Here is an 18,798-nt window from a genome sequence, read left to right as displayed (position 1 = left end):
GAGGCTTAGTCCTCGTCCCCGTAAGGGGCGTAGTCCTGCAGGCGCTTGCCGGGTTCGTCGACGAACAGCTCGGGCAGGGCGCTGGCCTCTTCGATCAGGTCGACGCGGAACACCCTGAAAGCGCCACGGGTCTCGCACCAGGCGGTGAGGGTCCAGACCCGGCCCCAGTACTCCATGTGCAAGGGACGGATCTTGCGGTCTGTCAGGGTGCCGTCGATGCGGCGGTAGCTGAGCTGCAGTTTCTGGCGGGCTTTGATGGCGGCGCGCAGGGCTGGCATATGGGCAAGGGCGCGCGCTGCGTCCGAAAACGGGTAGACCGCGAATTTCCAGGCGTCGGCTTCGGCGATTGTCTGTTCCGGCAGCACCGCATCCACCTTGGCCGCCAGCGATTGCGCGGCGGATTTGAGGTCCGGGTCTGCCGCCTCGGCCACGATGGCCATGCCGAGGTTCAGCGCTTCCAGCTCCTCCGGTGTCAGGGTCAGCGGCGGCAGGCTGATCTGTTCGCGCACCATATAGCCGACGCCGCGTTCGCCCTCCACCGGCACGCCGGAGGCCGTCAGCGTGTCCATGTCGCGGTAGATGGTGCGGGTTGACACCTCGAGCCGCTCGGCAATGTCCCGGGCAAGGTGCAGCTTCCCGTCGCGCAGGATCTGGATGATTTCGAAAAGGCGGTCGGTGCGGCGCATGGGAACCACCCTTGGCGCGGAGCAGGGTCAAAGGTCAAGGGCCGCGCCCGGCGGAGGTGCCGGGCGCGGCCGGGGTCAGATCAGGCGGCCATGTCCCACAGCACCTCTTCGTGGCGTATTTTGGCGCTGTCCGGCGCGATAGCCTTCATCAGATCCGCGCAGAAGTCCTGCTTGTGGAATTCGGCGGCCACGCTGTGCGCCGTTTCCATGTCCTTCCAGATGACATAGTCGGTCCAGTGCCCGTCTTCGCCGCAGCTCAGCTGCCGGTGCAGAAAGCCGGGCTGGGCGCGGACAAAGGCTTCGCTGGCCTGGCTGAGGGTGACAAATTCCGCCGGACTCACGCCCTCGGCCAGTTTGAAGGTCACGATTTCGGCCACATGTTTGCGCATCACGTTTCTCCTATGTGCTGTGATGGGCTGGATTTACCGCGGCGCAACTGACATATACCTGTCAGTTGAGTGCGGGTGCGCTGCAAAAAACGCGGATTCTGCACTTTGCGGAGCTTTTGCACGGGGCCTGTTGCTTTCGCTCAAAGTGCTGCCCGCGCTAAACCCGTAGTGAACAAATTCACCGGCGCCGCTGATCCGTGCCGGAACTAGAAGGAGAGATACTCATGCTCAACAATATCGGCCTTCCCGGCATTCTGCTCATCGCTGTCGTGGTTCTGGTCCTGTTCGGCCGCGGCAAGATTTCTTCGCTGATGGGCGAAGTCGGCAAAGGCATCACTTCGTTCAAGAAGGGCATCAGCGAAGGCAGCAAGGAGCTGGAGGAAGATTCGGCCGCCGAGGCCAAGGACGTCACTCCCGAGACCGAAAAAGACAAGGCCTAAGCGCGGATGTTCGATCTTGGGTGGACCGAACTGCTGGTCATCGGCGTGGTCGCGCTGATCGTGGTCGGCCCCAAGGACCTGCCGGTTCTGTTCCGCAATGTCGGGCGGTTCGTGGGCAAGGCCAAGGGGATGGCGCGGGAATTCAGCCGGGCGATGCATGACGCGGCGGATGAGGCCGGGGTCAATGACATGGCCAAGGGGCTGAAGGCTGCATCGAACCCCATGGGCTCTGTCATGGACGGGGTGAAACAGGCAGCGCAGGATATGGCCAAATCGATCGACCCGACCAAATTCGATCCCGAAAGCGAGACCGGCAAGCTGGCCGCTGAGCGGGCCGAGGATGCCAAGAAGATCCAGGCGTCCACAGCGCGCGCCGCAGCCGAGCGCAAGGCGCGTGAGGCCGAGGCAGCGCTGGCCAAGGCGGAAGAGGCCGAGGCGGCGCTGAAACCTGCGGCGCCGCAAACGGAAGAAGAGGCCAAATCATGAGCAAGACGGATGAGATCGACGACTCAACCGCGCCGCTGATCGAGCATCTGGCCGAGCTGCGCAACCGGCTGATCCATTCGGTTGCGGCCTTTATTGTGGGCATGGTGATCTGTTTCACCGTGGCGACACCGGTGTTCAATTTCCTGACCGCGCCTCTGTGTCAGGTTCTGGCCGAAGGCGGCCAGGACTGTGCGCTGATCTTCATCAGCCCGCAGGAGGGTTTCTTTGTCGCGATCAAGATCTCCTTCCTGGGCGGCTTCATCCTGGCGTTTCCCTATATCGGGTTCCAGATGTGGCGGTTTGTGGCGCCGGGGCTGTACAAGAATGAAAAGGGCGCGTTTCTGCCTTTCATGATCGCCTCGCCCTTCATGTTCATTCTGGGCGCCAGCTTTGCCTTTTACGTGGTGACACCGCTGGCCTATGATTTCTTCCTTGGGTTCCAGCAATTTGGAACCGGCGGCGAGGCTGTCACCGGCGAAGAGGTGAACCAGGGGCTTAGCGTGGTGTTTCAGGGCTCGGCGCAGGAGTATCTGAACCTCACGATCAAGTTCATCGTCGCCTTTGGCCTGTGCTTTCAGCTGCCGGTGCTGCTGACGCTGATGGGCAAGGCCGGGCTGGTCAGTGCCGAAGGGCTGGGTGCGGTCCGCAAATATGCGGTGGTGGCGATTCTGGTGCTGGCCGCGCTGGTGACCCCGCCGGATGTGATCACCCAGGTTATCCTGTTTGTGGTGGTCTATGGCCTCTACGAGATCTCGATCTTCCTGGTGGCCCGTGTCGAGGCCAAGCGCGAAGCCAAACTGCGCGCCGAGGGCTATTACGACGATGAAGACGGGATGGACGCCCATCCTGACGATCCGATGATGGCCGAGTTCGAGGCTGAGGACGGCAAGGATAAGTAGGCCGGTGACGGTTTGAAACAGAAAGCGCGCCTGAAAGGGCGCGCTTTTTCGTCCGCAGCAGACATCGGGCGCAGATGTCCGGTATGCGGGCGGCTCAGGCGCCGCCGCTCAGGTCTTCGGCCAGCATCAAGGCGTTGCCGTCCGGGTCGTAGAATGTAGCGGTCTTTACCATGTCTTCGACCACCTCGGTGTCCCCGTCAAAGGCGACACCAGCCTGTTCCAATGCGTGCCGCGCGCCGTCCAAGCCGGAAATGCCAAAGACCGGCACGCAGTTGCCAGGGGCGGGTTTGGCCTGCTCGCCCAGACCTAAGGTCACGCCGGCTGTCCGTGTCTGCAGCTCCGACCAGCCCGCTTCATCGGCGTGATACAGCGCCTCGAACCCCAGCATGTCCTCATACCAGCGCGCGCTGGCGTGCCGGTCTTTGACCGAAAGGGCGATGGTGATGGTGTCTTCAAGTGAAATGAGCGGCATGATCTTTTCCTTTGTCTGAAAATATACTAACTATACTTTATGGACATAAACGCGCTTGTCAATATCACTGCCCGGGCCTGGGCGCTGCCGGTTCTGGCGCATCTGCACGAAGGCGTGCCCGGACGCCAGGCAGCGCTGCTGCAGGCCGCTGGCGCGGGCCGCACTGCGCTGGGGCAAAGCCTGGATCATTTGATTCGTATCGGGCTGGTGGAGCGCAATCCCGGGCACGGCCATCCGCTGAGGCCTGAGTTCCGGCTGACACCGGCAGGGCAGCGGGCGGCGGAAACCGCCAGCCGACTACACCGGGCGGCTGGCGCGGGCGGGCAGGATCTGCTGCGCCGCGCATGGACGGTGCCGGTGCTAGCGTCTCTGCAATCTCCGCAGTATTTCAACGACATCAGCCGCAGCCTGCTGACGATCACCGACCGCGCCCTGTCGCAGTCGCTCAAATCGATGGAGCAGCGCAGCTGGATCGAACGCAGCATCAGCGCAGCGGCACGCCCGCCGCGCGCTCTCTACCGGGCGGTCAACACCGGCGGGTTACTCAGCCGTATCGCCGGAGCAGCGGTCACATCTGCGCTCCGGTAAGGTACCTGGCCCTTGCCGCCATGCCTTGAACGTGTTTTGAAAACTGGCAACTGACGGACGGAGGCCCCCATGGATCAGATCGCATTGACCCGCATTGCCGAGGCGCTGGAGCGGATGTCGCCCGCCCCTTTGGAAGCACCCGATTTCAACGCCGCCAGCGCCTTTGTCTGGCATGTAGGGCCGGAACGGCTGGAGCCTGTCGAACAGGTGAACCGGGTTGACCTGGACCTGCTGGTCGGCATCAACCGCTCGCGCGATACGCTGCTGGATAACACCCGCCGGTTTGCGCAGGGGTTTGCCGCCAACAACGCGCTGTTGTGGGGCGCACGGGGAATGGGCAAGTCGAGCCTGGTCAAGGCCGTGCACGGGGCGCTGGCAGGGGATCATCCGCAGCTGAAACTGGTGGAGCTGCAGCGCGAGGACCTGCCCTCCGTTGCCCGCCTGCTGAACCATCTGCGCGGCTCTGCGCACCGGTTCATCCTGTTCTGCGATGACCTGTCGTTCAGCCATGACGACCAGCATTACAAGAGCCTGAAGGCGGTGCTGGACGGCGGCATCGAGGGGCGGCCCGAGAATGTGGTGTTCTATGCCACCTCCAACCGCCGCCACCTGATGCCGCGGGACATGATCGAGAACGAGCGCTCCAGCGCCATCAACCCGTCGGAAGCGGTGGAGGAGAAAGTCTCGCTGTCCGACCGCTTCGGGTTGTGGCTGGGCTTCCACCCTTGCGATCAGGACGAATACTTGGCGATGATCGCGGGCTATTGCGCGGCCTACGGCGTCGAGGCGGATGCGGAAGAACTGCGCGCCGGGGCGATTGAATGGCAGGCGACCCGCGGCGCGCGGTCGGGCCGGGTGGCCTGGCAGTTCTTTACCGATCTGGCCGGGCGGCACGGGGTGGCGCTGCGATAGGCCGCAACGGCCCCCGCAATGGCCCGAAATTAGAAAAGCCCGGCGATTTTGCCGGGCTTTCGTTTGTTCACAGACCCTTACCGCCGTCAGTTCAGGTAGCTCAGCGGGTCGATGCTCTCAAAACCGTCGCGCACTTCGAAATGCACATAGGCGTCGTCGCCGCCGCGCAGCGAGGCGATGCGCTGGCCGCGGACCACGCTCTCGCCCTTCTTCACGGTGATATTGCCAACATTCTGATAGACGGTCAGCAGCTTCTGGCTGTGGCGGATCACCACAATCGGCACATTGTTGGAATCCTTGGTGATGGCGGCAACGGTGCCCGCTTCGGCAGCATTCACCGGCGCACCGGCAGCGGCAGCAATGTCGATACCATCATTGCGCCCCTTGGAGTAGGTTTTGACGATCTTGCCCTGCACCGGATAGGCCATGGCAGCACTGCTGGCGCGGGTGGGCTTGGGCAGCTCCGGCTTGGGCAGGGTTTCCGCCGCAGGCTTGACTGCGGCGGGTTCGACCTTTTCTTCCGGCAGCGGCTGGCTGGCGCTTGGTGGCACCGGCGTTTCAGAACCGGCCCCCGGTTCGGTGACGGTCACGGCAGCGGCCGCCGGGGCCAGCCGGGGCGCGGGCTCTTCTTTCAAGGGGATCAGCAGGAACTGGCCTTCACGCACCGCAAAGTCGCTGCCCAGGCCGTTCCATTCCGCCAGCGATTTCACCGGCACCTGGTAAAGCCTTGAGATGGTGTAGGCGGTTTCGCCGCGTTTCACCTTGTGGCGCACCGGTTCGGGGCCTGCCTGCACCTTGGGCGGCTGCGGCTTGGGCACCGGCTGGATCGCGGTGGGGGTTACCGACCCCGGGTTAGGCGAGGTCAAAGGAGCAGTGTCAATGGCCTGGCCGGCCAGTGTTGCAATATCAACCGAGCCCGGTGTGGAGCCGGCCCCTGCGGGCAGGCTGTCCGGCGCGCGGCGCGGCAGTGCCAGCACTTCGCCCTGGCGCATCTTGTCGCCGGTTTCCATGCCGTTGAACCGGGCCACCTCGGCCGGCGGCAGGCCGATGCGGGCAGCAACGTCCGAAACAGTATCGCCGCGCTGGGCGACAGCCACCTGATACGAGGGGTAGGAGATCAGGCCGCGGGCATCCGGCGAGGGCCGGTTCGCGGTAGCAGTCTGTGCCGCGCCGGCGGTGTTGAAGGCGCCCAGCTGGCCGCGCAGATCGTAGTCCAGCGGGCCCTGGCAGGCGGCCAGCATCCCGGTCAGCATCCCGGCCAGGGGCAATACGGCCAGCAGCCTTGCACGGGGCAGGCCGCGGAATGCGGTCCGGGTGGGGGTGGTCCGGGTCATCTTGCTCTCCTCAAAACACGCTTCCCCTTTTTCGCGGGGGTTCGCTCGCGTCAATCACTATAGCCCATGCCGTCCGGGGGGCGGCTGAAATCCGCCGGTAGTTTACGTGTCCTTGCCCAATCCCTCAAGCAGCGGAACAAACCGCACCGGGCGCAGCTCGTCATAGTCCAGCCCGTCTTCGGTTTTGCGCACCCGGATCAGGGTCTGGACATGGTCGGACTGCCCTACCGGCAGCACCATGATGCCGCCGGTCTTGAGTTGCGCCAGCAGGGGACTTGGCGGATCCTCGGCGGCGGCGGTCACGATGATGCGGTCAAACGGCGCCTGTTCGCTCAGGCCGTGGCTGCCGTCGCCGACCAGCGAGGTCACATTGGAGAGCTGCAGCTGCTCGAACACAGCCCGCGCCTCGCGCACCAGCCTTGCATGGCGGTCGATGGTATAGACCCGGCGTGCCAGTTTCGACAGGATTGCCGCCTGATAGCCAGAGCCGGTACCGACCTCCAGCACCGTGTCGCGCGGGGAGATCTGCAGCGCCTGGGTCATCATGCCGACCACGGACGGCTGCGAGATGGTCTGGCCGCAGGCAATCGGCAGCGGCACGTCCTCATAGGCACGTTCCGCAAAGATGCCGCGCACGAACATGCCGCGGTCGATTTGTTCGATCGCTTCCAGCACTTGGCTGTCCGTCACCCCGCGCGAGCGCACAGAGTAGAGGAATTGCATTTTGGTTTCCGCATCGGGTCCGCTCATGCGCCGGCTCTTTCAATTGCCTTCAGCGCGTCCATTGCATCGCGCGCGGTCAGGTCGGCGCGCATCGGGGTGACGGAGATATAGCCGTCGAGGTTGACCGCGGCGTCCGAACCGGCAGCGGTCTCGACCTGCTGGTTGCCGCCGCGGATCCACAGGTAGCGGCGCCCGGTGGGCGACAGCTGTTCTTCCGCGGAAAAATGGCTGCCGCGGCGGAAGCCTTGGGTGGCCACGCGGGTGCCCTTGACGTCCGCTGCCGGGACCGGCGGGAAGTTGACATTATAAAACAGCCGGTAGTCCTGGCTGTCCTGCGGCTGGGCGTCCAGTATCTTCTTCACCAATGCGGCGCCATGCACGGCGGCCGCTTCAAACGGGTTTGCGGTCTCGCGGTTGGCAGGGCCGTAATACTGCGACAGCGCCATTGCCGGGATGCCCTGCAACGCGGCTTCCATCGCGCCGCCCAAAGTACCAGAGTACAGCGCGTTCTCAGCCGAATTGTTGCCGCGGTTCACACCGGACAGAACCAGATCGGGTTTTGCGCCCTGCATCACCACATGAATGCCCGCCAGCACGCAGTCGGCAGGGGAGCCTTCGGCGGCAAAGCGGTGCGGCCCCAGTTGGCTCAGCATCGTGGGGCGGGTGTAGCTGATGCAATGGCCGACGCCGGATTGCTCAAACGCCGGGGCCACGGTCCAGACCTCGCCGTCCGGGCCTGCGACCTCATGGGCGATGGCCTCGAGAATGGTGAGTCCTTCGGCGCTGATGCCGTCGTCATTGGTGATCAGAATGCGCATGGGGTGTCCGCCTGCCGTGTTCAACCGGGTTTTCGATTGAATAGGACCTGTGCCGGAACGGGGCAAGGTTTTCGCGGATGGAAGCGGGATCAGCCGCAAAGCGGGGCAGGGAGGCAACAGGCGAAGCCGCCGGGGCAGGCTCCCGCCCTCCGAGCCTGCATCTCAGATGCCGTCCCGGGTGTTGGGCATAGCGCCGCGCTGGCGCGCGGCGCGGGCCGCCAGTCAGCGTCAGTCTGCCAGGATCTGCGGCAGCAGGCGCGCGGCCTCTTCCTGGATGGTTGCCAGCGCGTCGCGGTCCTCGCCCGGGTGGAAACGGGCGCGCAGGGCGGTGGCCATCGGCTGCGGTTCCAGGATGCGCACCTGCGGGCCGGTGCGTTCGGTCTCTGCCTGCCAACTGCGGGCCAGCGCCATCTGCGCTGCCTTGGTGGCGCCATAGGTGCCGTAGAACTTCTCGCCCGCGCGTGCATCGTCAAAGAACACCGCGCGGCCTGATTGGCCCAAGAGCGGCGCGACATAGGGGATCAACACCGAGGTCGCGGTGGCGTTGATGGCCACGGCCTTGCTCCAGTCCTTGGCGGCCACTGAAGGCGCCGGGCAGAGCGCGGTTGCGTGGATCGCGGTGTGCAGCCACAAGTCCAGCTTGCCCCAGCGGTCATGGATGCCGCGGCAGAGCGTTGCCATCGCCTCGGGCACTGTGATGTCCATCGGCGCCAAAGTGGCAGAGCCGCCTGCGGCCTTGATGCGGTCATCCAGCTCTTCCAGCGCGCCGGTGGTGCGGGCCACGGCAACAATGTGATGGGTGGGCGCAAGCGCCTCGGCCAAGGCGTTGCCAAGGCCGCGCGATGCGCCGGTGATGAGAGCGATTTTGTCTGTCATGGCACGTCTTGTGGGCCGCGCGCGCAGGCAGGTCAAGAGGCGGCGGCGCAGACCAAGAATTTTGGAAAATTCTTGGCAAATTTCTTTGAAGAAATTTGTGCCGCAGAGCCGGCCGGTTCAGCCGCCAGGCATGGAAAGGCGCTTGCTTTCTCCCTTGGAATTCAGGATCAGCCCCTTGGCGTCAATTGCCACCACCTGGCCCGATGACAGGCGGCTGCCGCGCGACACCTTGCGGGTGCGGCCTGACGGCAGCCGGATCAGCGCGGTCATACTGTCCTCGGGTCCGAACAGCCCCAGCAAGCTCAGGTTGCCGCGGTTCATTGCATTGGTCTGGGTCGCAAGCCCTGCCACCTTGGCAGATGTCTGTTCGTTCGCCATCTTGTCCGTCCTTCGATTGCCGGCTGGTATCTGGGGCCGGGCAGGGCAAGCTGCAAGGCACCGCAAACCGTATCGGCGGAAAGCTGCAGGAAGGTAAGAAGATGTGCGCCGATGGCCGCTTGTGTCAGGCGTCATACACCAGCGACGGCAGGTCGTGCCCATAGGCATAGAGCAGCTCCAGCAGCTCCTCCAGATCGGCGCCGTCCTTTTGCAACGGATACAGCGGGTGATTCTGCTCGGTGACCTTCAGCTCAGGATACTGGCCGTCCGGGCGCATTTCCAGCATGCAGCCCGCAGGCACTGGCATGTCGGGCGGGATCGCATTGGCCAGCCAGGCCGGGCGGTCGCCCAGTTTTTCGGTCTCGCGCATTTCAAACAGGTCGAGATAAGCATCGAAATCATCGCGGCTGAGGCTGGCCCAGGTGCCCAGAATGAACTCCTCGCCGCGGCTGTTGGCCAAGGGCACCGCCAGCACCGCGCGGATGAAACGCAGCTCGCCCAGGCGGCAGAAGTCATCCGTCAGGATGTCGCCGCGTGTGGCCAGGACGGCAGAGTTGTCCTCCACCTCCATATCCTCGGAACAGATATCGGGCCGGTCGCAGCTGAGGCTCAGCAATTGCGCAAAGGTGGCGCCGCAGCAGCGGCACTGGCGCGGAGAGGTCAGCATGCGGGCAAGATGCGCGTCCAAAAGGCGGCCTTTCATCTGGAAGCATAGGAAAAGGCGCGGGCCGTCTTGGCCAGCGCCTCCCCATGCACTGTTGGCGGCCCTCATACGCGGATGCTGCCGGAAGTTCAAACCCCGATGGATGACGGGCGCGCGCCCCTTCAGCCGGCGGCCAGTTTCGAGGCGTTCCAGGAGGCGCCGGGGGCAGGCATGTCCTGGATCTTGGCGCTGACCCGGCTGCTGCCTTCCAGCGCGTCCAGATATTCGGCCGTAACCCCGGTGATGTACTTGCCGTCAAAGCAGGAGCAGTCGAAACCCTGGATATCCGGATTGCCTTCCTGGGCCGCCCAGATCAGGTCTTCGAGCTTTTGATAGAACAGCGCGTCGGCGCCCAGCTCGTCGCGGATTTCCTCGATGCTGAGGCCATTTGCGATCAGCTCGTGCTTGGTCGGCATGTCGATGCCATAGACGTTCGGGTATTTCACCGGCGGCGAGGCCGAGGCGATATAGACCTTCTTGGCGCCGGCCTCGCGGCACATCTGAACGATCTTCTTGATCGTGTTGCCGCGCACAATCGAGTCGTCGATCAGCAGCACGTTGCGGTCCTTGAACTCCAGCGGGATCGCGTTGAGCTTGCGGCGCACCGATTTCTGCCGCTCTGCCTGGCCCGGCATGATGAAGGTCCGGCCCACATAGCGGTTCTTTACCAGGCCTTCGCGGTATCGGATGCCGGTGGAGTTGGCGACTTCCAGCGCCACGGGGCGGGCCGAATCAGGCACCGGGATGATGCTGTCGATCTCCAGCCCCGACTCCTGGATCTGCTTGGCCAGCGCCTGGCCCATGCGCAGCTGGGTCTTGTAAACGGACACGCCGTCCATCATCGAGTCAGGCCGCGCCAGGTAGACATATTCGAAAATGCATGGGGTCAGCTTGCCCTCGACCGCCTGGAAGGTATGCATGTTGCCGTCAAGATCAACCAGAATGGCCTCGCCCGGTTTCACATCGCGGATCTTCTCAAACCCGTTGATGCCGAACGCCACGTCCTCAGACGCAAAGCTGAAATCCTCGCCGCCGCTTGCTGCCGGGCGTTTGCCCACGGACAGCGGGCGGATGCCGTTGGGGTCGCGGAAGGCCAGCATGCCAACACCGGCGATCATGCAAAGCACCGAATAGGCGCCCTGGATCCGTTCCATGGTCATCTTCACACCGGCAAAAATGTTGCGGACCGGCTCGGCGTTGCCGTTGACCTTGATCGCGTCGGCCACTTTGTCAGCCAGCACGTTCAGCATGATTTCGGAATCAGACGTGGTGCGCAGATGGCGGCTGTACTTGCCGGTCACCTTCTCGCGCTGTTCGGCGGTGTTGGTGATATTGCCGTTGTGAACCAGATAGATGCCATAAGGTGCGTTCACAAAGAACGGCTGCGCTTCGGCTGCGCTCAGCGAGCCTGCGGTGGGATAGCGGACATGGCCGATGCCGGTCTTGCCGGTCAGTGTGTCGGCATCCTGCGGGCCGAACACATCCTTGACCAGGCCGTTTTCCTTGCGCTCACGGAAAAACTCGCCGGTGTAGGTCACAATCCCCGACGCGTCCTGGCCGCGGTGCTGCAGCATCAAGAGCCCATCATATATCTCCGCAAAGACATCCGTGTCCCGGCTTGCGATCCCCAAAATCCCGCACATTGGCTGGCTCCAATCCCACTTAGGCTTTGCTGTTCGGTTGCTGATGGAAGCGGCTCGGATGGAAGTCTAGCGCATTTTGCGCTGCTTGCGCCAATCCGGTTGACCGGGCCGCGCCAAGGGGCCATGCCGGCCAGCCGGCCGGAGCCAAAGCGCCGAATGCATCCCCGAAGCCCGGCGCCAAACGCGTCAGGTCAGGTCCACAAGGGCAGGCGGGCAGCGTCTGCAGCAGCGGCAAGGCGGTGTGGCTCCGAATCCGTTTCCTGTTCGGCCCTCACATAGTGCCTTTCGCCGCGCCTGTCATCAAAGGATCACAAATCCGATGCCGCACTGCGGCAACCTGGCCGGGGAGGGCGGTTCAAGGCGGGCGCATCAATGCAGCGTCAGCAATGAAACACCCCCCACCAGAACAAGGCTCAGCGCCCAGATTAGATCCAGATTGAACCAGCCCTTGGACAGGAATTTCAGCCCCAGCCAGTGATAGACGCCAAGCGCCAGCGCGCCGCCGGCTGCGGTCATGGCAAGGGTATGGGCCAGCGCCACGGCGGCGGCGATGGTGGCATTGCGCCCCATCAGGGTAAAGGCGGCGGCGTGGCCTGCATCTTCCTCCGGGCCGCAAAGCCCCAGATAGACCGGCACCAGCATCAGCCCCGCGCCATGCGCCATCGCCGCCAGAAACGACCACAGCGCCAGCCGCGTCGGCGGCACCCGCGCCAGAAAGCGGGGATGGCGGCGGTTGATCAGCAGATAAACCCCCAGCGCAATCACCAGACAGGCCGCACCGATGCGGATTTCCACATGCCATTCCGTCAGCCACAGCAGCGCCGAAAACGGCAGCAGGATCGCGGTCATCGCCAGCAAATGGCCAAAGGCCAGCGCCAGCAGCGCCTTGAACAGGCTGGATTTGCGGTGTTCCATCAGCGCCGAAGAGACCGCCAGCGGCCATCCCATCCCCGGGTTCACCCCGTGATAGAGCCCCGACGCTACGACGGCCCCCCACAGGGCCGCCGCCGTTGAAATTTCCGCCACCAGTCAGACAGCCCGTCAGACGGAGGGATAGCAGAAACTGTCGGTAGAGCAGTCGCCCCCTTCCAGCCGGATCTGGTGGCTGCGGTAGCCTTTGGGGAATTCGACATAGAAATCCTTGTCCAGCTCCAGCCCGCCGTTTGCCCCGACATTGGCCATCACCATCTGGCCGCCCTCATCATCGGGATAGAACTGGTCGTCCCAGGTGGAATAGAGCGAGTTGGTCCAATAGACCCGCTTGCCGTCGCGGCTGATCTCGACCATCTGCGGGCCATAGGCAAATCCCTTGCCATTCGGGTGTTTGGCGCCGCGGGCAATGCCGCCCAGCTCAACCTTGCCGGCCAGTGCAGGGTTCATCGGGTCAGAGACATCATACTGATGCATCTCGCCCAGCCCCCAGCAGGCCACATACAGGTATTTGTCGTCCAGGCTCAGGTCGATGTCGGTGACCAGCGGCGGCACCGCCTCGAACCCCTGCAGCAGCGGCGGCAGGTTTTCCGGCTTTTCGGGGCGCGGGTCGATGGTGATGGTCTTCTTGGCCTCAAACGTGCCGTCATCCTTCTGCCACCAGGTGAAAATCGCGCCTTGCAGGTTGGTGGTATCCACCACCACGCCGCAGAAACCGTAGTCCTTGGAGGGATCATGCGCGGGACGGATTTCCAGCGCCATTTGGTGGTTTTCGCCCAGATCGATCGTCTGCACATTCTTGCGCTCGCGCAGGTTCCAGAAATGGATCGAATGGCCGTATTTGTTGCTCAGCAGATCCTCAGGCACGATGCCGTTTTCAAATTGCGGCGGCAGGCCCCACTCGGAACTCACCATGTAATCGCGCGGCAGGTTCCACCAGAAATCATAATGCTTGTCCTGCGCGCCGCGGTCCATTTCATAGCGGCCCAGAATGTCAAAGGTCTCGCAATCCATGATGAAGATGCCCGGCGGCCCGTCGGTGCCGTCCTCGCCGCCGCCGCCCAGGGTGGAGACATAAATGCCCTCGGGGCCGCAATGGATGGTATGCGGGCGGGAATAGCCGGTCTTGGCAAACAGCTCTTCCGGTTCGATGATCTTGTGGATTTTCGCCTTCAGCGGCTCTTTCACGTCAATCACATAAATGCGGCTGGAGCGGATGCCGGGAATGATCAGATACCGCCGTTCCAGAAACGCGTGGCCGGTCAGCGGCGACAACGCAGAGGAACAGGCATTCCAGCCGAAATGATGAAATTCGTCGCCCTTGTTGGGCATGATCAGCTGATGCACGATTTCGCCGTAGCTGTCCGACTTGGGATCAACATCAACAACCGCCAGCCCATCAGGCTGCGATCCGTCGGGGCTGAGCATCAGAGTAAAAGCCAGCGTCTCGGCCGGAGCTTCCATGGCAAGCTTGGGGGTGGCATGGAATGTGGGGTCGGGCCGCAAGTTCATCGTTAAATCCTCCCTGGAAACGGGCGCCAAGTGTTCTGTTGTGCATTCTGCGCCTGTGTACGATGCTGGCATACATCGATTTTCCGGGCAACTTTTTCTCCAAACTCCCTTGCGTCCGGAACATGCGTTCTGAAATCTCCCGAAAAGCTCCGGATCCCTTTTCCAAGCTCCAGGGAACGGCCTGCCATTTTGCTAATAGCCGGTCCGCAAAAGAATGCTAATAGCCGGTCCGCAAAAGAAAAGGCCCGCGCATTGGCGGGCCCGAGGGGGGAGGAGTGACTTGGGTTCCGGGGCCTGGGATCAGGCCGCAAGAATACGGTCCAGCAGGTTGTCCAGCGGGTCGGGCAGGCGGGCGTCGACCTCGCCCATACCGGTGGCCGACAGGGCGCGGCCTTCGTCGCTGGCCAGCACCTGGCGGGTCTCGGTCAGCGACAGCTGGTGAAAGGCCGAATCTTCAGCCGCATCTCCAGCGGGCATCAGCATGCCGCTTTCGGCCCAAACCAGCTCTTCTTCTTCAAATTCCAAATGGATGCGGCCCAGACGTTCCGGCGCGGCGGCAGTAATGCCTTTGTAGCCGGTCAGTGCAATCAGCTTGGCGACGACAACCGGCAGGCCGAACAGGCGTTCAGCGGTATCCATCTCCAGCGCTACTTTCTGGTCCGACGGCAGCATCAGGCCGGTGTCATTTCCCAGCGCACCAGCAGGGATGTGCATGCAGGTTGTCAGACGCGGCACTGCGTGGCGCACCGCTTTCACTTCCTGGGCACCGCCGTCGAAGGTGAACACCATGTCGCCGGGTTTCACGTCGCGGGCCTGCTTAAAGCCTTCTTCGGTTTCCACCAGGGTCGCGGGCAGAAAGCCGCCGCTGCGGACACGGGCGCGCTTCGCAGCCGGGGCCGGCGTCAGACTCTGCGGCAGGGGATTGGTCAGCAGCAGCACATCAACCGGCTGATAGTCAGCAAAATCTGTGGTGTGGTCCAGCTGCATGGTGTCGTCCCTTCTGAGCGTCTTAGCCCGGCGTTTTGCCGTTGAAGCCATCAGGCCCCGGAATTGGGACCAAATTGGGGCGGGCGTGCGTCCCATTTCGGGATGCCGTGATTTTTTCGGGACAAAAGGCGTGTTTTCAGGGGGATTGTTAACCAATTGACGGTGCGGGCTGAGGATTTGTTAAGATTTACCGCAAGTTTGATGATCTGAATTTTGTTCGCTTTGCACGTGATTCCTTTTGGTTAACAAGATGTTAACCATAATTTGTCTCGTTAACCATCCAGCCCTGTTGCTTGTGGATAACTGTGTGAACGCTTTGAAATCAAAGCAAAACGGGCGCCCAAAGAGCGCCCGTGTGTCCGTCTTAAGGTGGTAATCCTTACGTATTACTGGCCGCAGGATCCGATCAGCGCTTCATACTGCGCGGTGACCCAGCCCAATGCCTGCTCAGGATTGCGGTCCTCAATCTTGCCGATCAGACGCTCGAACACTTCGGCCGAGCGGCTTTCGTCAACCATTGCAAAGCTCTGCCCGGTCATCACCACATTGTAGAGGAAAAAGGCAATCGCCACCAAAAGAATGCCGCGCAGCACCCCGAAGAAGAAGCCCGCGCCCTGATCCAGCCCGCCAAGCGCCGAGCGCTGCACCAGGGTGGAAAACAGCGGCGTGAAAAAGGAGACCACGATCAGTGCCAAGGCAAACACCGCGGCAAAGGCCGCGATGATCGACAATTCGCAGCTGTCAGCGATGAATTCGCCGATCACCGGAATTTCCGCCATCAGGGGTTCCACCTGCGGCGCAAAGATAAAGGCGAGCACGCCCGCGGCGATCCAGCCTGCGATGGCCATCGCCTCGCGCACGAAGCCCCGTGAATAGGCCAGCAGCGCCGAAACGACAATGACCAGGGCCACGACCCCGTCGATGATTGTGAAACCTTCCATGTCCCTCGCCCGTTTGCCTGCGATTTCGAAATTTTTGCGACCTTAGCCGGCCCCGAAGAATTCGCCAACAAAACCGGCCAGATCGCTGGACTTTCTCAAGTTCAGGCCATTCACCGACACGGTTTTGCTGCCGCCAGGGGCAATCGCCGCCGTGAAACCAAGTTTTTGCGCCTCTTTCAACCGATTTTCGGTCTGCGGGGCCGGGCGCAGGGCTCCAGACAGCGATATTTCTCCGAAAACCACGGTATCGGCGGGCAAAGCCACGTCTTCCCGCGCACTCAGCAGTGCTGCGGCCACCGCAAGGTCGGCAGCCGGCTCCGAGATTTTCATGCCGCCCGCCACGTTCAGATAGACGTCCAGACCTGCAAAAGGGATGCCGCAGCGCGCTTCCAGCACCGCCAGTATCATTGCCAGCCGCGATGAATCCCAGCCAACCACAGCCCGGCGCGGTTGCGAATGGGGCGAAGGGGCAATCAGCGCCTGCATCTCGACCAAAACGGGCCTTGTGCCCTCGATGCCGGCAAACACCACCGAGCCGGGCGACGGTTCACCGCGTTCGGACAGAAACAGGGCTGAGGGGTTGATGACCTCAGCCAGCCCGCCGCCGGTCATTTCAAACACGCCGATCTCGTCCGCCGGGCCAAAGCGGTTCTTGACCGCCCGCAGGATGCGGAACTGGTGGCCGCGCTCACCCTCGAAATAGAGCACCGTGTCGACCATATGCTCGACCACGCGGGGGCCGGCGATCTGGCCGTCCTTTGTGACATGGCCGACCATGATGATCGACACCCCGTTGCGTTTGGCAAAGGTGGTCAGCTCATGCGCTGCAGCCCGCACCTGGCTGACCGACCCCGGCGCGCTGTCCACGTGGTCGGACCACATGGTCTGGATGGAATCAATGATGGCCAGCTGCGGCTTCTCGGCCTCCAGCGTGGTCAGGATATCGCGCAGATTGGTCTCGGCGGCCAGCTGCACCGGCGCATCCGCCAGCCCCAGCCGCTGGGCCCGCATCCGCACTTGGGCCGAGGCTTCCTCGCCGCTGACATAGATGGTTTTGACACCCGCCTTGGCAAACCGCGCCGCCGCTTGCAGCAAGAGGGTGGACTTGCCGATCCCCGGATCACCGCCGACCAGAATGGCCGAGGCCGCCACCAAGCCGCCGCCCAGAACACGGTCCAGTTCCCCCACACCGCAGCAGGCGCGCGGCGGCGGGATTTCCCGGGTTGCGAGATCGCTCAGCGGGATGGTGCGGCCGCGCTTGACGCCCAGCGACTTTTTCGAGGGGCCGGAACTCAGTCCCTTGTCTTCGGAAATTGTGTTCCATTCGCCGCAGCCCTCGCAGCGGCCCGACCATTTAGAAAAGCTCGCGCCGCAGGCCGAGCAGGAGAAAGATGTTTTTGCCATGCTGGATCAGTGGCAGATGTTTCCGTTTTGTTCAAGGGGCTGCAAACGGGGAGTTAACGTTGTCTCGGCCCTGCATTGCGGGTGCGGAGCTCACCTGCGAGATCTTAGCCATCTCATGGCGGGGAGTGCGTTTCGCAATGTGCGCTGCAAACTCGTTTCTCAAATCGTCGGGCGTCGGGATCTGCGCGTCTGGTCACCGGCGTTGGCCCGATGCGGTGAAAGCGCAGACCGTTGCGGATACGCTTGAACCAGGCGCGGCAGTGAATGCCATGGCGGCGCGGTATGGAGTTCTTCCGAGCCAGCTGCCGGCTTGGCGCCGGTTGGCAAAGCAGGGAAAACTGGTGTTGCCAGCGGCGGAGGCTGACGGCACGGTTTTCGCCCCGTTGGTGGTCGCGATGTGCCGGAGACGCCGGCGGAACCGGACATTGCCGCATCCGAAGAGGAGATCCGGATCCTCTCGGGCCAAGTCAGAATTGAGCTGGCGCCCGGCACGCCCGCAGTCCGGATCGCCGAGATTGCCCATGCGCCCGGGCCCCCGCCATGCTGATGCCGTCCCAGGGCGTCCGGATCCTGGTGGCGGCGAAGCCGGTAGACTTCCGTAAAGGCCATGACGGGTTGGCCGCGCTTGTGCAGTCAGCGCCGGCCGAGGATCCGTTCACCGGAGCGGTCTTCGTGTTCCGCGCCAAGCGGGCAGACAGGATGAAGATCTTGTTCTGGGACGGCAGTGGCTTGGTCATGGCCTGCAAGCGGCTGGAGAAGAGCAGCTTCACCTGGCCTGCCATCAGCGACGGGGCGGTGACATTGAACCGCGCCCGATCCAGGGCGCTGTTTGCCGGGCTGGACTGGCGGCGGGTACGATCCCTGGAGGCACGCCGCCCAGCTGCGGCAGAGTGACTCGGGGGGCGGAAAGGCAGCCCGCCGCAGACCGGAGCAGAGTATGATCCGGCCATGTCCAGCGCCCCGCCAGCTGACTTATGCCCCGGGGCGTGCCGGGCAGAACGCGGAACAAATCCTGCAAGGCTTCGACGGCATCCTGCAGCTGCCCTCTCGGCAGCATCCTGCGGATGCGCCTGCCGGGTGACAGACGGCTGACGGGCTCCTCGCGGACAGGCGGCGCGCCGGTCACGGTCGCGCATTGCTGGACGCATGCCCGCAGGAAGCTCAAGGAGGTCTTCGACCGCGGCGGCGTCGTGCTGGAAGCACGCCTCCGGCATGACGATCGCCGCCGAAGGCTTGCGCCGAATCGCAGAGTGCTACCGCATCGAAGGTGAGATCCGCGGCATGGATCCTGGTCAGCGCCTTTCTGCCCGGCAGACCCGCACCGCGCCACTGGTGACCGGGTTCGGACAATGGCTGCAGCTCCAGCGCCGCCGGATCTCCTCGAAGTCGCGCCCGGGCGAGAAGCTGGCCTGCATCCACCGCCAATGGAATGGCCTGCAGACCTCCCTCCGCGACGGCCGCGTCGGGACCGGCTCCAATGCCCCCTCCCGGCAGGTTGCTTCGCAATCGCCTGCGGGACAGTGGTGCGAGAACCTGATCCGCCCTATCGCGAACGGATGGTCATTATACACCTCCTCTTTAAGTGTTTGGAAACATTGGAAGCTGATCTGTAGAATTGCTCCGACACGGGCGCTCTTTCCACTTTATCGCGGTCTGGACTGGCTCCGAGTGTAAGTC

The 18,798-nt window shown here is 63.3% G+C and carries 23 protein-coding genes; 8 read left to right on the top strand and 15 right to left on the bottom strand.

What is annotated here, in order from left to right:
* Window positions 1–5: 5 nt before the first annotated feature.
* Entirely contained in the window at window positions 6–686 is a 681-nt protein-coding gene (locus A2I95_RS11635; RefSeq protein ID WP_291729917.1) for a YafY family protein, read from the bottom strand.
* A gap of 80 nt (window positions 687–766) precedes the next feature.
* The gene (locus A2I95_RS11630) at window positions 767–1,075 is read right to left on the bottom strand and encodes a hypothetical protein (protein WP_291729916.1); all 309 of its coding nucleotides are present in this window, start codon (window positions 1,073–1,075) and stop codon (window positions 767–769) included.
* Window positions 1,076–1,299: 224 nt separating this feature from the next.
* On the opposite strand from A2I95_RS11630, the gene A2I95_RS11625 reads away from it, so the two are divergent.
* Genes A2I95_RS11625 through tatC form a run of 3 tightly spaced genes read left to right on the top strand, consistent with a single transcriptional unit; the run spans window position 1,300 to window position 2,900 of the window.
* Window positions 1,300–1,515, top strand: coding sequence for a twin-arginine translocase TatA/TatE family subunit (locus A2I95_RS11625; protein WP_291729915.1), 216 nt, complete (start codon window positions 1,300–1,302; stop codon window positions 1,513–1,515).
* Window positions 1,516–1,521: 6 nt separating this feature from the next.
* The gene (gene tatB / locus A2I95_RS11620) at window positions 1,522–2,001 is read left to right on the top strand and encodes a Sec-independent protein translocase protein TatB (protein WP_291729914.1); all 480 of its coding nucleotides are present in this window, start codon (window positions 1,522–1,524) and stop codon (window positions 1,999–2,001) included.
* The gene (gene tatC / locus A2I95_RS11615) at window positions 1,998–2,900 is read left to right on the top strand and encodes a twin-arginine translocase subunit TatC (RefSeq protein WP_291729913.1); all 903 of its coding nucleotides are present in this window, start codon (window positions 1,998–2,000) and stop codon (window positions 2,898–2,900) included. Before tatB ends, tatC begins: the two co-directional genes overlap by 4 nt.
* Before the next feature lie 94 nt (window positions 2,901–2,994).
* Here tatC and A2I95_RS11610 read toward each other — a convergent pair whose 3' ends face one another.
* Window positions 2,995–3,372, bottom strand: coding sequence for a VOC family protein (locus A2I95_RS11610; protein ID WP_291729912.1), 378 nt, complete (start codon window positions 3,370–3,372; stop codon window positions 2,995–2,997).
* 39 nt (window positions 3,373–3,411) lie between these two features.
* Between A2I95_RS11610 and A2I95_RS11605 the strand changes: the two genes are divergently transcribed.
* A complete protein-coding gene (locus tag A2I95_RS11605; RefSeq protein ID WP_291729911.1) occupies window positions 3,412–3,960 on the top strand; it encodes a winged helix-turn-helix transcriptional regulator in 549 nt (182 codons plus the stop codon).
* A gap of 69 nt (window positions 3,961–4,029) precedes the next feature.
* Window positions 4,030–4,872 carry an ATP-binding protein gene (locus tag A2I95_RS11600; RefSeq protein WP_291729910.1) on the top strand — a complete coding sequence of 281 codons (843 nt, stop codon included), beginning with the start codon at window positions 4,030–4,032 and terminating at the stop codon, window positions 4,870–4,872.
* An 86-nt stretch (window positions 4,873–4,958) separates the two neighbouring features.
* Here the strand turns inward: A2I95_RS11600 and A2I95_RS11595 are convergent, their stop codons facing one another.
* The 12 genes from A2I95_RS11595 to radA all read right to left on the bottom strand — a co-directional run bounded on the left by A2I95_RS11595 (window position 4,959) and on the right by radA (window position 17,121).
* Window positions 4,959–6,206: a peptidoglycan DD-metalloendopeptidase family protein gene (locus A2I95_RS11595; protein WP_291729909.1), complete on the bottom strand. Its 1,248-nt coding sequence runs from the start codon at window positions 6,204–6,206 to the stop codon at window positions 4,959–4,961.
* 102 nt (window positions 6,207–6,308) lie between these two features.
* A complete protein-coding gene (locus tag A2I95_RS11590; RefSeq protein ID WP_291729908.1) occupies window positions 6,309–6,956 on the bottom strand; it encodes a protein-L-isoaspartate(D-aspartate) O-methyltransferase in 648 nt (215 codons plus the stop codon).
* Window positions 6,953–7,747 (bottom strand): 5'/3'-nucleotidase SurE, encoded by a 795-nt coding sequence (gene surE / locus A2I95_RS11585; RefSeq protein ID WP_291729907.1) that lies wholly within the window; start codon window positions 7,745–7,747, stop codon window positions 6,953–6,955. The genes A2I95_RS11590 and surE overlap by 4 nt, the downstream gene beginning before the upstream one ends.
* Window positions 7,748–7,975: 228 nt before the next feature.
* Window positions 7,976–8,623 (bottom strand): SDR family oxidoreductase, encoded by a 648-nt coding sequence (locus A2I95_RS11580; RefSeq protein ID WP_291729906.1) that lies wholly within the window; start codon window positions 8,621–8,623, stop codon window positions 7,976–7,978.
* A 117-nt stretch (window positions 8,624–8,740) separates the two neighbouring features.
* Window positions 8,741–9,001, bottom strand: coding sequence for a hypothetical protein (locus A2I95_RS11575; protein WP_027258460.1), 261 nt, complete (start codon window positions 8,999–9,001; stop codon window positions 8,741–8,743).
* Window positions 9,002–9,125: 124 nt separating this feature from the next.
* Entirely contained in the window at window positions 9,126–9,668 is a 543-nt protein-coding gene (locus A2I95_RS11570) for a DUF2199 domain-containing protein (protein WP_291730018.1), read from the bottom strand.
* Between the two features lie 158 nt (window positions 9,669–9,826).
* Complete coding sequence (purF, locus tag A2I95_RS11565; RefSeq protein ID WP_291729905.1) at window positions 9,827–11,347, bottom strand: amidophosphoribosyltransferase; 1,521 nt, start codon at window positions 11,345–11,347, stop codon at window positions 9,827–9,829.
* A 369-nt stretch (window positions 11,348–11,716) separates the two neighbouring features.
* Complete coding sequence (locus A2I95_RS11560) at window positions 11,717–12,373, bottom strand: hypothetical protein (protein WP_291729904.1); 657 nt, start codon at window positions 12,371–12,373, stop codon at window positions 11,717–11,719.
* Between the two features lie 15 nt (window positions 12,374–12,388).
* Complete coding sequence (locus A2I95_RS11555; protein WP_291729903.1) at window positions 12,389–13,789, bottom strand: selenium-binding protein SBP56-related protein; 1,401 nt, start codon at window positions 13,787–13,789, stop codon at window positions 12,389–12,391.
* A 300-nt stretch (window positions 13,790–14,089) separates the two neighbouring features.
* A complete protein-coding gene (locus A2I95_RS11550; RefSeq protein WP_291729902.1) occupies window positions 14,090–14,776 on the bottom strand; it encodes a Hint domain-containing protein in 687 nt (228 codons plus the stop codon).
* Between the two features lie 386 nt (window positions 14,777–15,162).
* Entirely contained in the window at window positions 15,163–15,717 is a 555-nt protein-coding gene (locus A2I95_RS11545; RefSeq protein ID WP_291729901.1) for a CvpA family protein, read from the bottom strand.
* Between the two features lie 42 nt (window positions 15,718–15,759).
* On the bottom strand, window positions 15,760–17,121 hold the full coding sequence (gene radA / locus A2I95_RS11540) for a DNA repair protein RadA (protein ID WP_291729900.1): 1,362 nt from the start codon (window positions 17,119–17,121) through the stop codon (window positions 15,760–15,762).
* Here radA and A2I95_RS42535 point away from each other — a divergent pair.
* From A2I95_RS42535 to A2I95_RS11530, 3 genes are all read left to right on the top strand, one after another.
* Entirely contained in the window at window positions 17,109–17,723 is a 615-nt protein-coding gene (locus A2I95_RS42535; RefSeq protein WP_367151358.1) for a transposase, read from the top strand. The genes radA and A2I95_RS42535 overlap by 13 nt on opposite strands.
* Window positions 17,662–18,015, top strand: a complete 354-nt coding sequence (tnpB, locus tag A2I95_RS11535; protein ID WP_291729899.1) for an IS66 family insertion sequence element accessory protein TnpB — start codon at window positions 17,662–17,664, stop codon at window positions 18,013–18,015. The genes A2I95_RS42535 and tnpB overlap by 62 nt, the downstream gene beginning before the upstream one ends.
* 318 nt (window positions 18,016–18,333) lie before the next feature.
* The gene (locus A2I95_RS11530) at window positions 18,334–18,795 is read left to right on the top strand and encodes a transposase (RefSeq protein WP_291729898.1); all 462 of its coding nucleotides are present in this window, start codon (window positions 18,334–18,336) and stop codon (window positions 18,793–18,795) included.
* Window positions 18,796–18,798: the final 3 nt, after the last annotated feature.

It is taken from the genome of Leisingera sp. F5, assembly GCF_001593695.1.
The sequence above is the reverse complement of the archived record's forward strand: the minus strand, read 5'-3'. Positions and strand labels throughout refer to the sequence as shown.

Coding starts and splice junctions, on each gene's coding strand:
- A2I95_RS11625 (WP_291729915.1), top strand. CDS start 1,300: ATGCTCAACAATATCGGCCTTCCCGGCATTCTGCTCATCGCTGTCGTG.
- A2I95_RS11550 (WP_291729902.1), bottom strand. CDS start 14,776: ATGCAGCTGGACCACACCACAGATTTTGCTGACTATCAGCCGGTTGAT.
- A2I95_RS11590 (WP_291729908.1), bottom strand. CDS start 6,956: ATGAGCGGACCCGATGCGGAAACCAAAATGCAATTCCTCTACTCTGTG.
- A2I95_RS11575 (WP_027258460.1), bottom strand. CDS start 9,001: ATGGCGAACGAACAGACATCTGCCAAGGTGGCAGGGCTTGCGACCCAG.
- A2I95_RS11630 (WP_291729916.1), bottom strand. CDS start 1,075: ATGCGCAAACATGTGGCCGAAATCGTGACCTTCAAACTGGCCGAGGGC.
- A2I95_RS11570 (WP_291730018.1), bottom strand. CDS start 9,668: ATGCTGACCTCTCCGCGCCAGTGCCGCTGCTGCGGCGCCACCTTTGCG.
- A2I95_RS11580 (WP_291729906.1), bottom strand. CDS start 8,623: ATGACAGACAAAATCGCTCTCATCACCGGCGCATCGCGCGGCCTTGGC.
- radA (WP_291729900.1), bottom strand. CDS start 17,121: ATGGCAAAAACATCTTTCTCCTGCTCGGCCTGCGGCGCGAGCTTTTCT.
- A2I95_RS11595 (WP_291729909.1), bottom strand. CDS start 6,206: ATGACCCGGACCACCCCCACCCGGACCGCATTCCGCGGCCTGCCCCGT.
- A2I95_RS11530 (WP_291729898.1), top strand. CDS start 18,334: ATGACGATCGCCGCCGAAGGCTTGCGCCGAATCGCAGAGTGCTACCGC.
- A2I95_RS11605 (WP_291729911.1), top strand. CDS start 3,412: ATGGACATAAACGCGCTTGTCAATATCACTGCCCGGGCCTGGGCGCTG.
- A2I95_RS11610 (WP_291729912.1), bottom strand. CDS start 3,372: ATGCCGCTCATTTCACTTGAAGACACCATCACCATCGCCCTTTCGGTC.
- A2I95_RS11545 (WP_291729901.1), bottom strand. CDS start 15,717: ATGGAAGGTTTCACAATCATCGACGGGGTCGTGGCCCTGGTCATTGTC.
- tnpB (WP_291729899.1), top strand. CDS start 17,662: ATGCTGATGCCGTCCCAGGGCGTCCGGATCCTGGTGGCGGCGAAGCCG.
- A2I95_RS42535 (WP_367151358.1), top strand. CDS start 17,109: ATGTTTTTGCCATGCTGGATCAGTGGCAGATGTTTCCGTTTTGTTCAA.
- surE (WP_291729907.1), bottom strand. CDS start 7,747: ATGCGCATTCTGATCACCAATGACGACGGCATCAGCGCCGAAGGACTC.
- A2I95_RS11635 (WP_291729917.1), bottom strand. CDS start 686: ATGCGCCGCACCGACCGCCTTTTCGAAATCATCCAGATCCTGCGCGAC.
- A2I95_RS11555 (WP_291729903.1), bottom strand. CDS start 13,789: ATGAACTTGCGGCCCGACCCCACATTCCATGCCACCCCCAAGCTTGCC.
- tatC (WP_291729913.1), top strand. CDS start 1,998: ATGAGCAAGACGGATGAGATCGACGACTCAACCGCGCCGCTGATCGAG.
- A2I95_RS11600 (WP_291729910.1), top strand. CDS start 4,030: ATGGATCAGATCGCATTGACCCGCATTGCCGAGGCGCTGGAGCGGATG.
- purF (WP_291729905.1), bottom strand. CDS start 11,347: ATGTGCGGGATTTTGGGGATCGCAAGCCGGGACACGGATGTCTTTGCG.
- tatB (WP_291729914.1), top strand. CDS start 1,522: ATGTTCGATCTTGGGTGGACCGAACTGCTGGTCATCGGCGTGGTCGCG.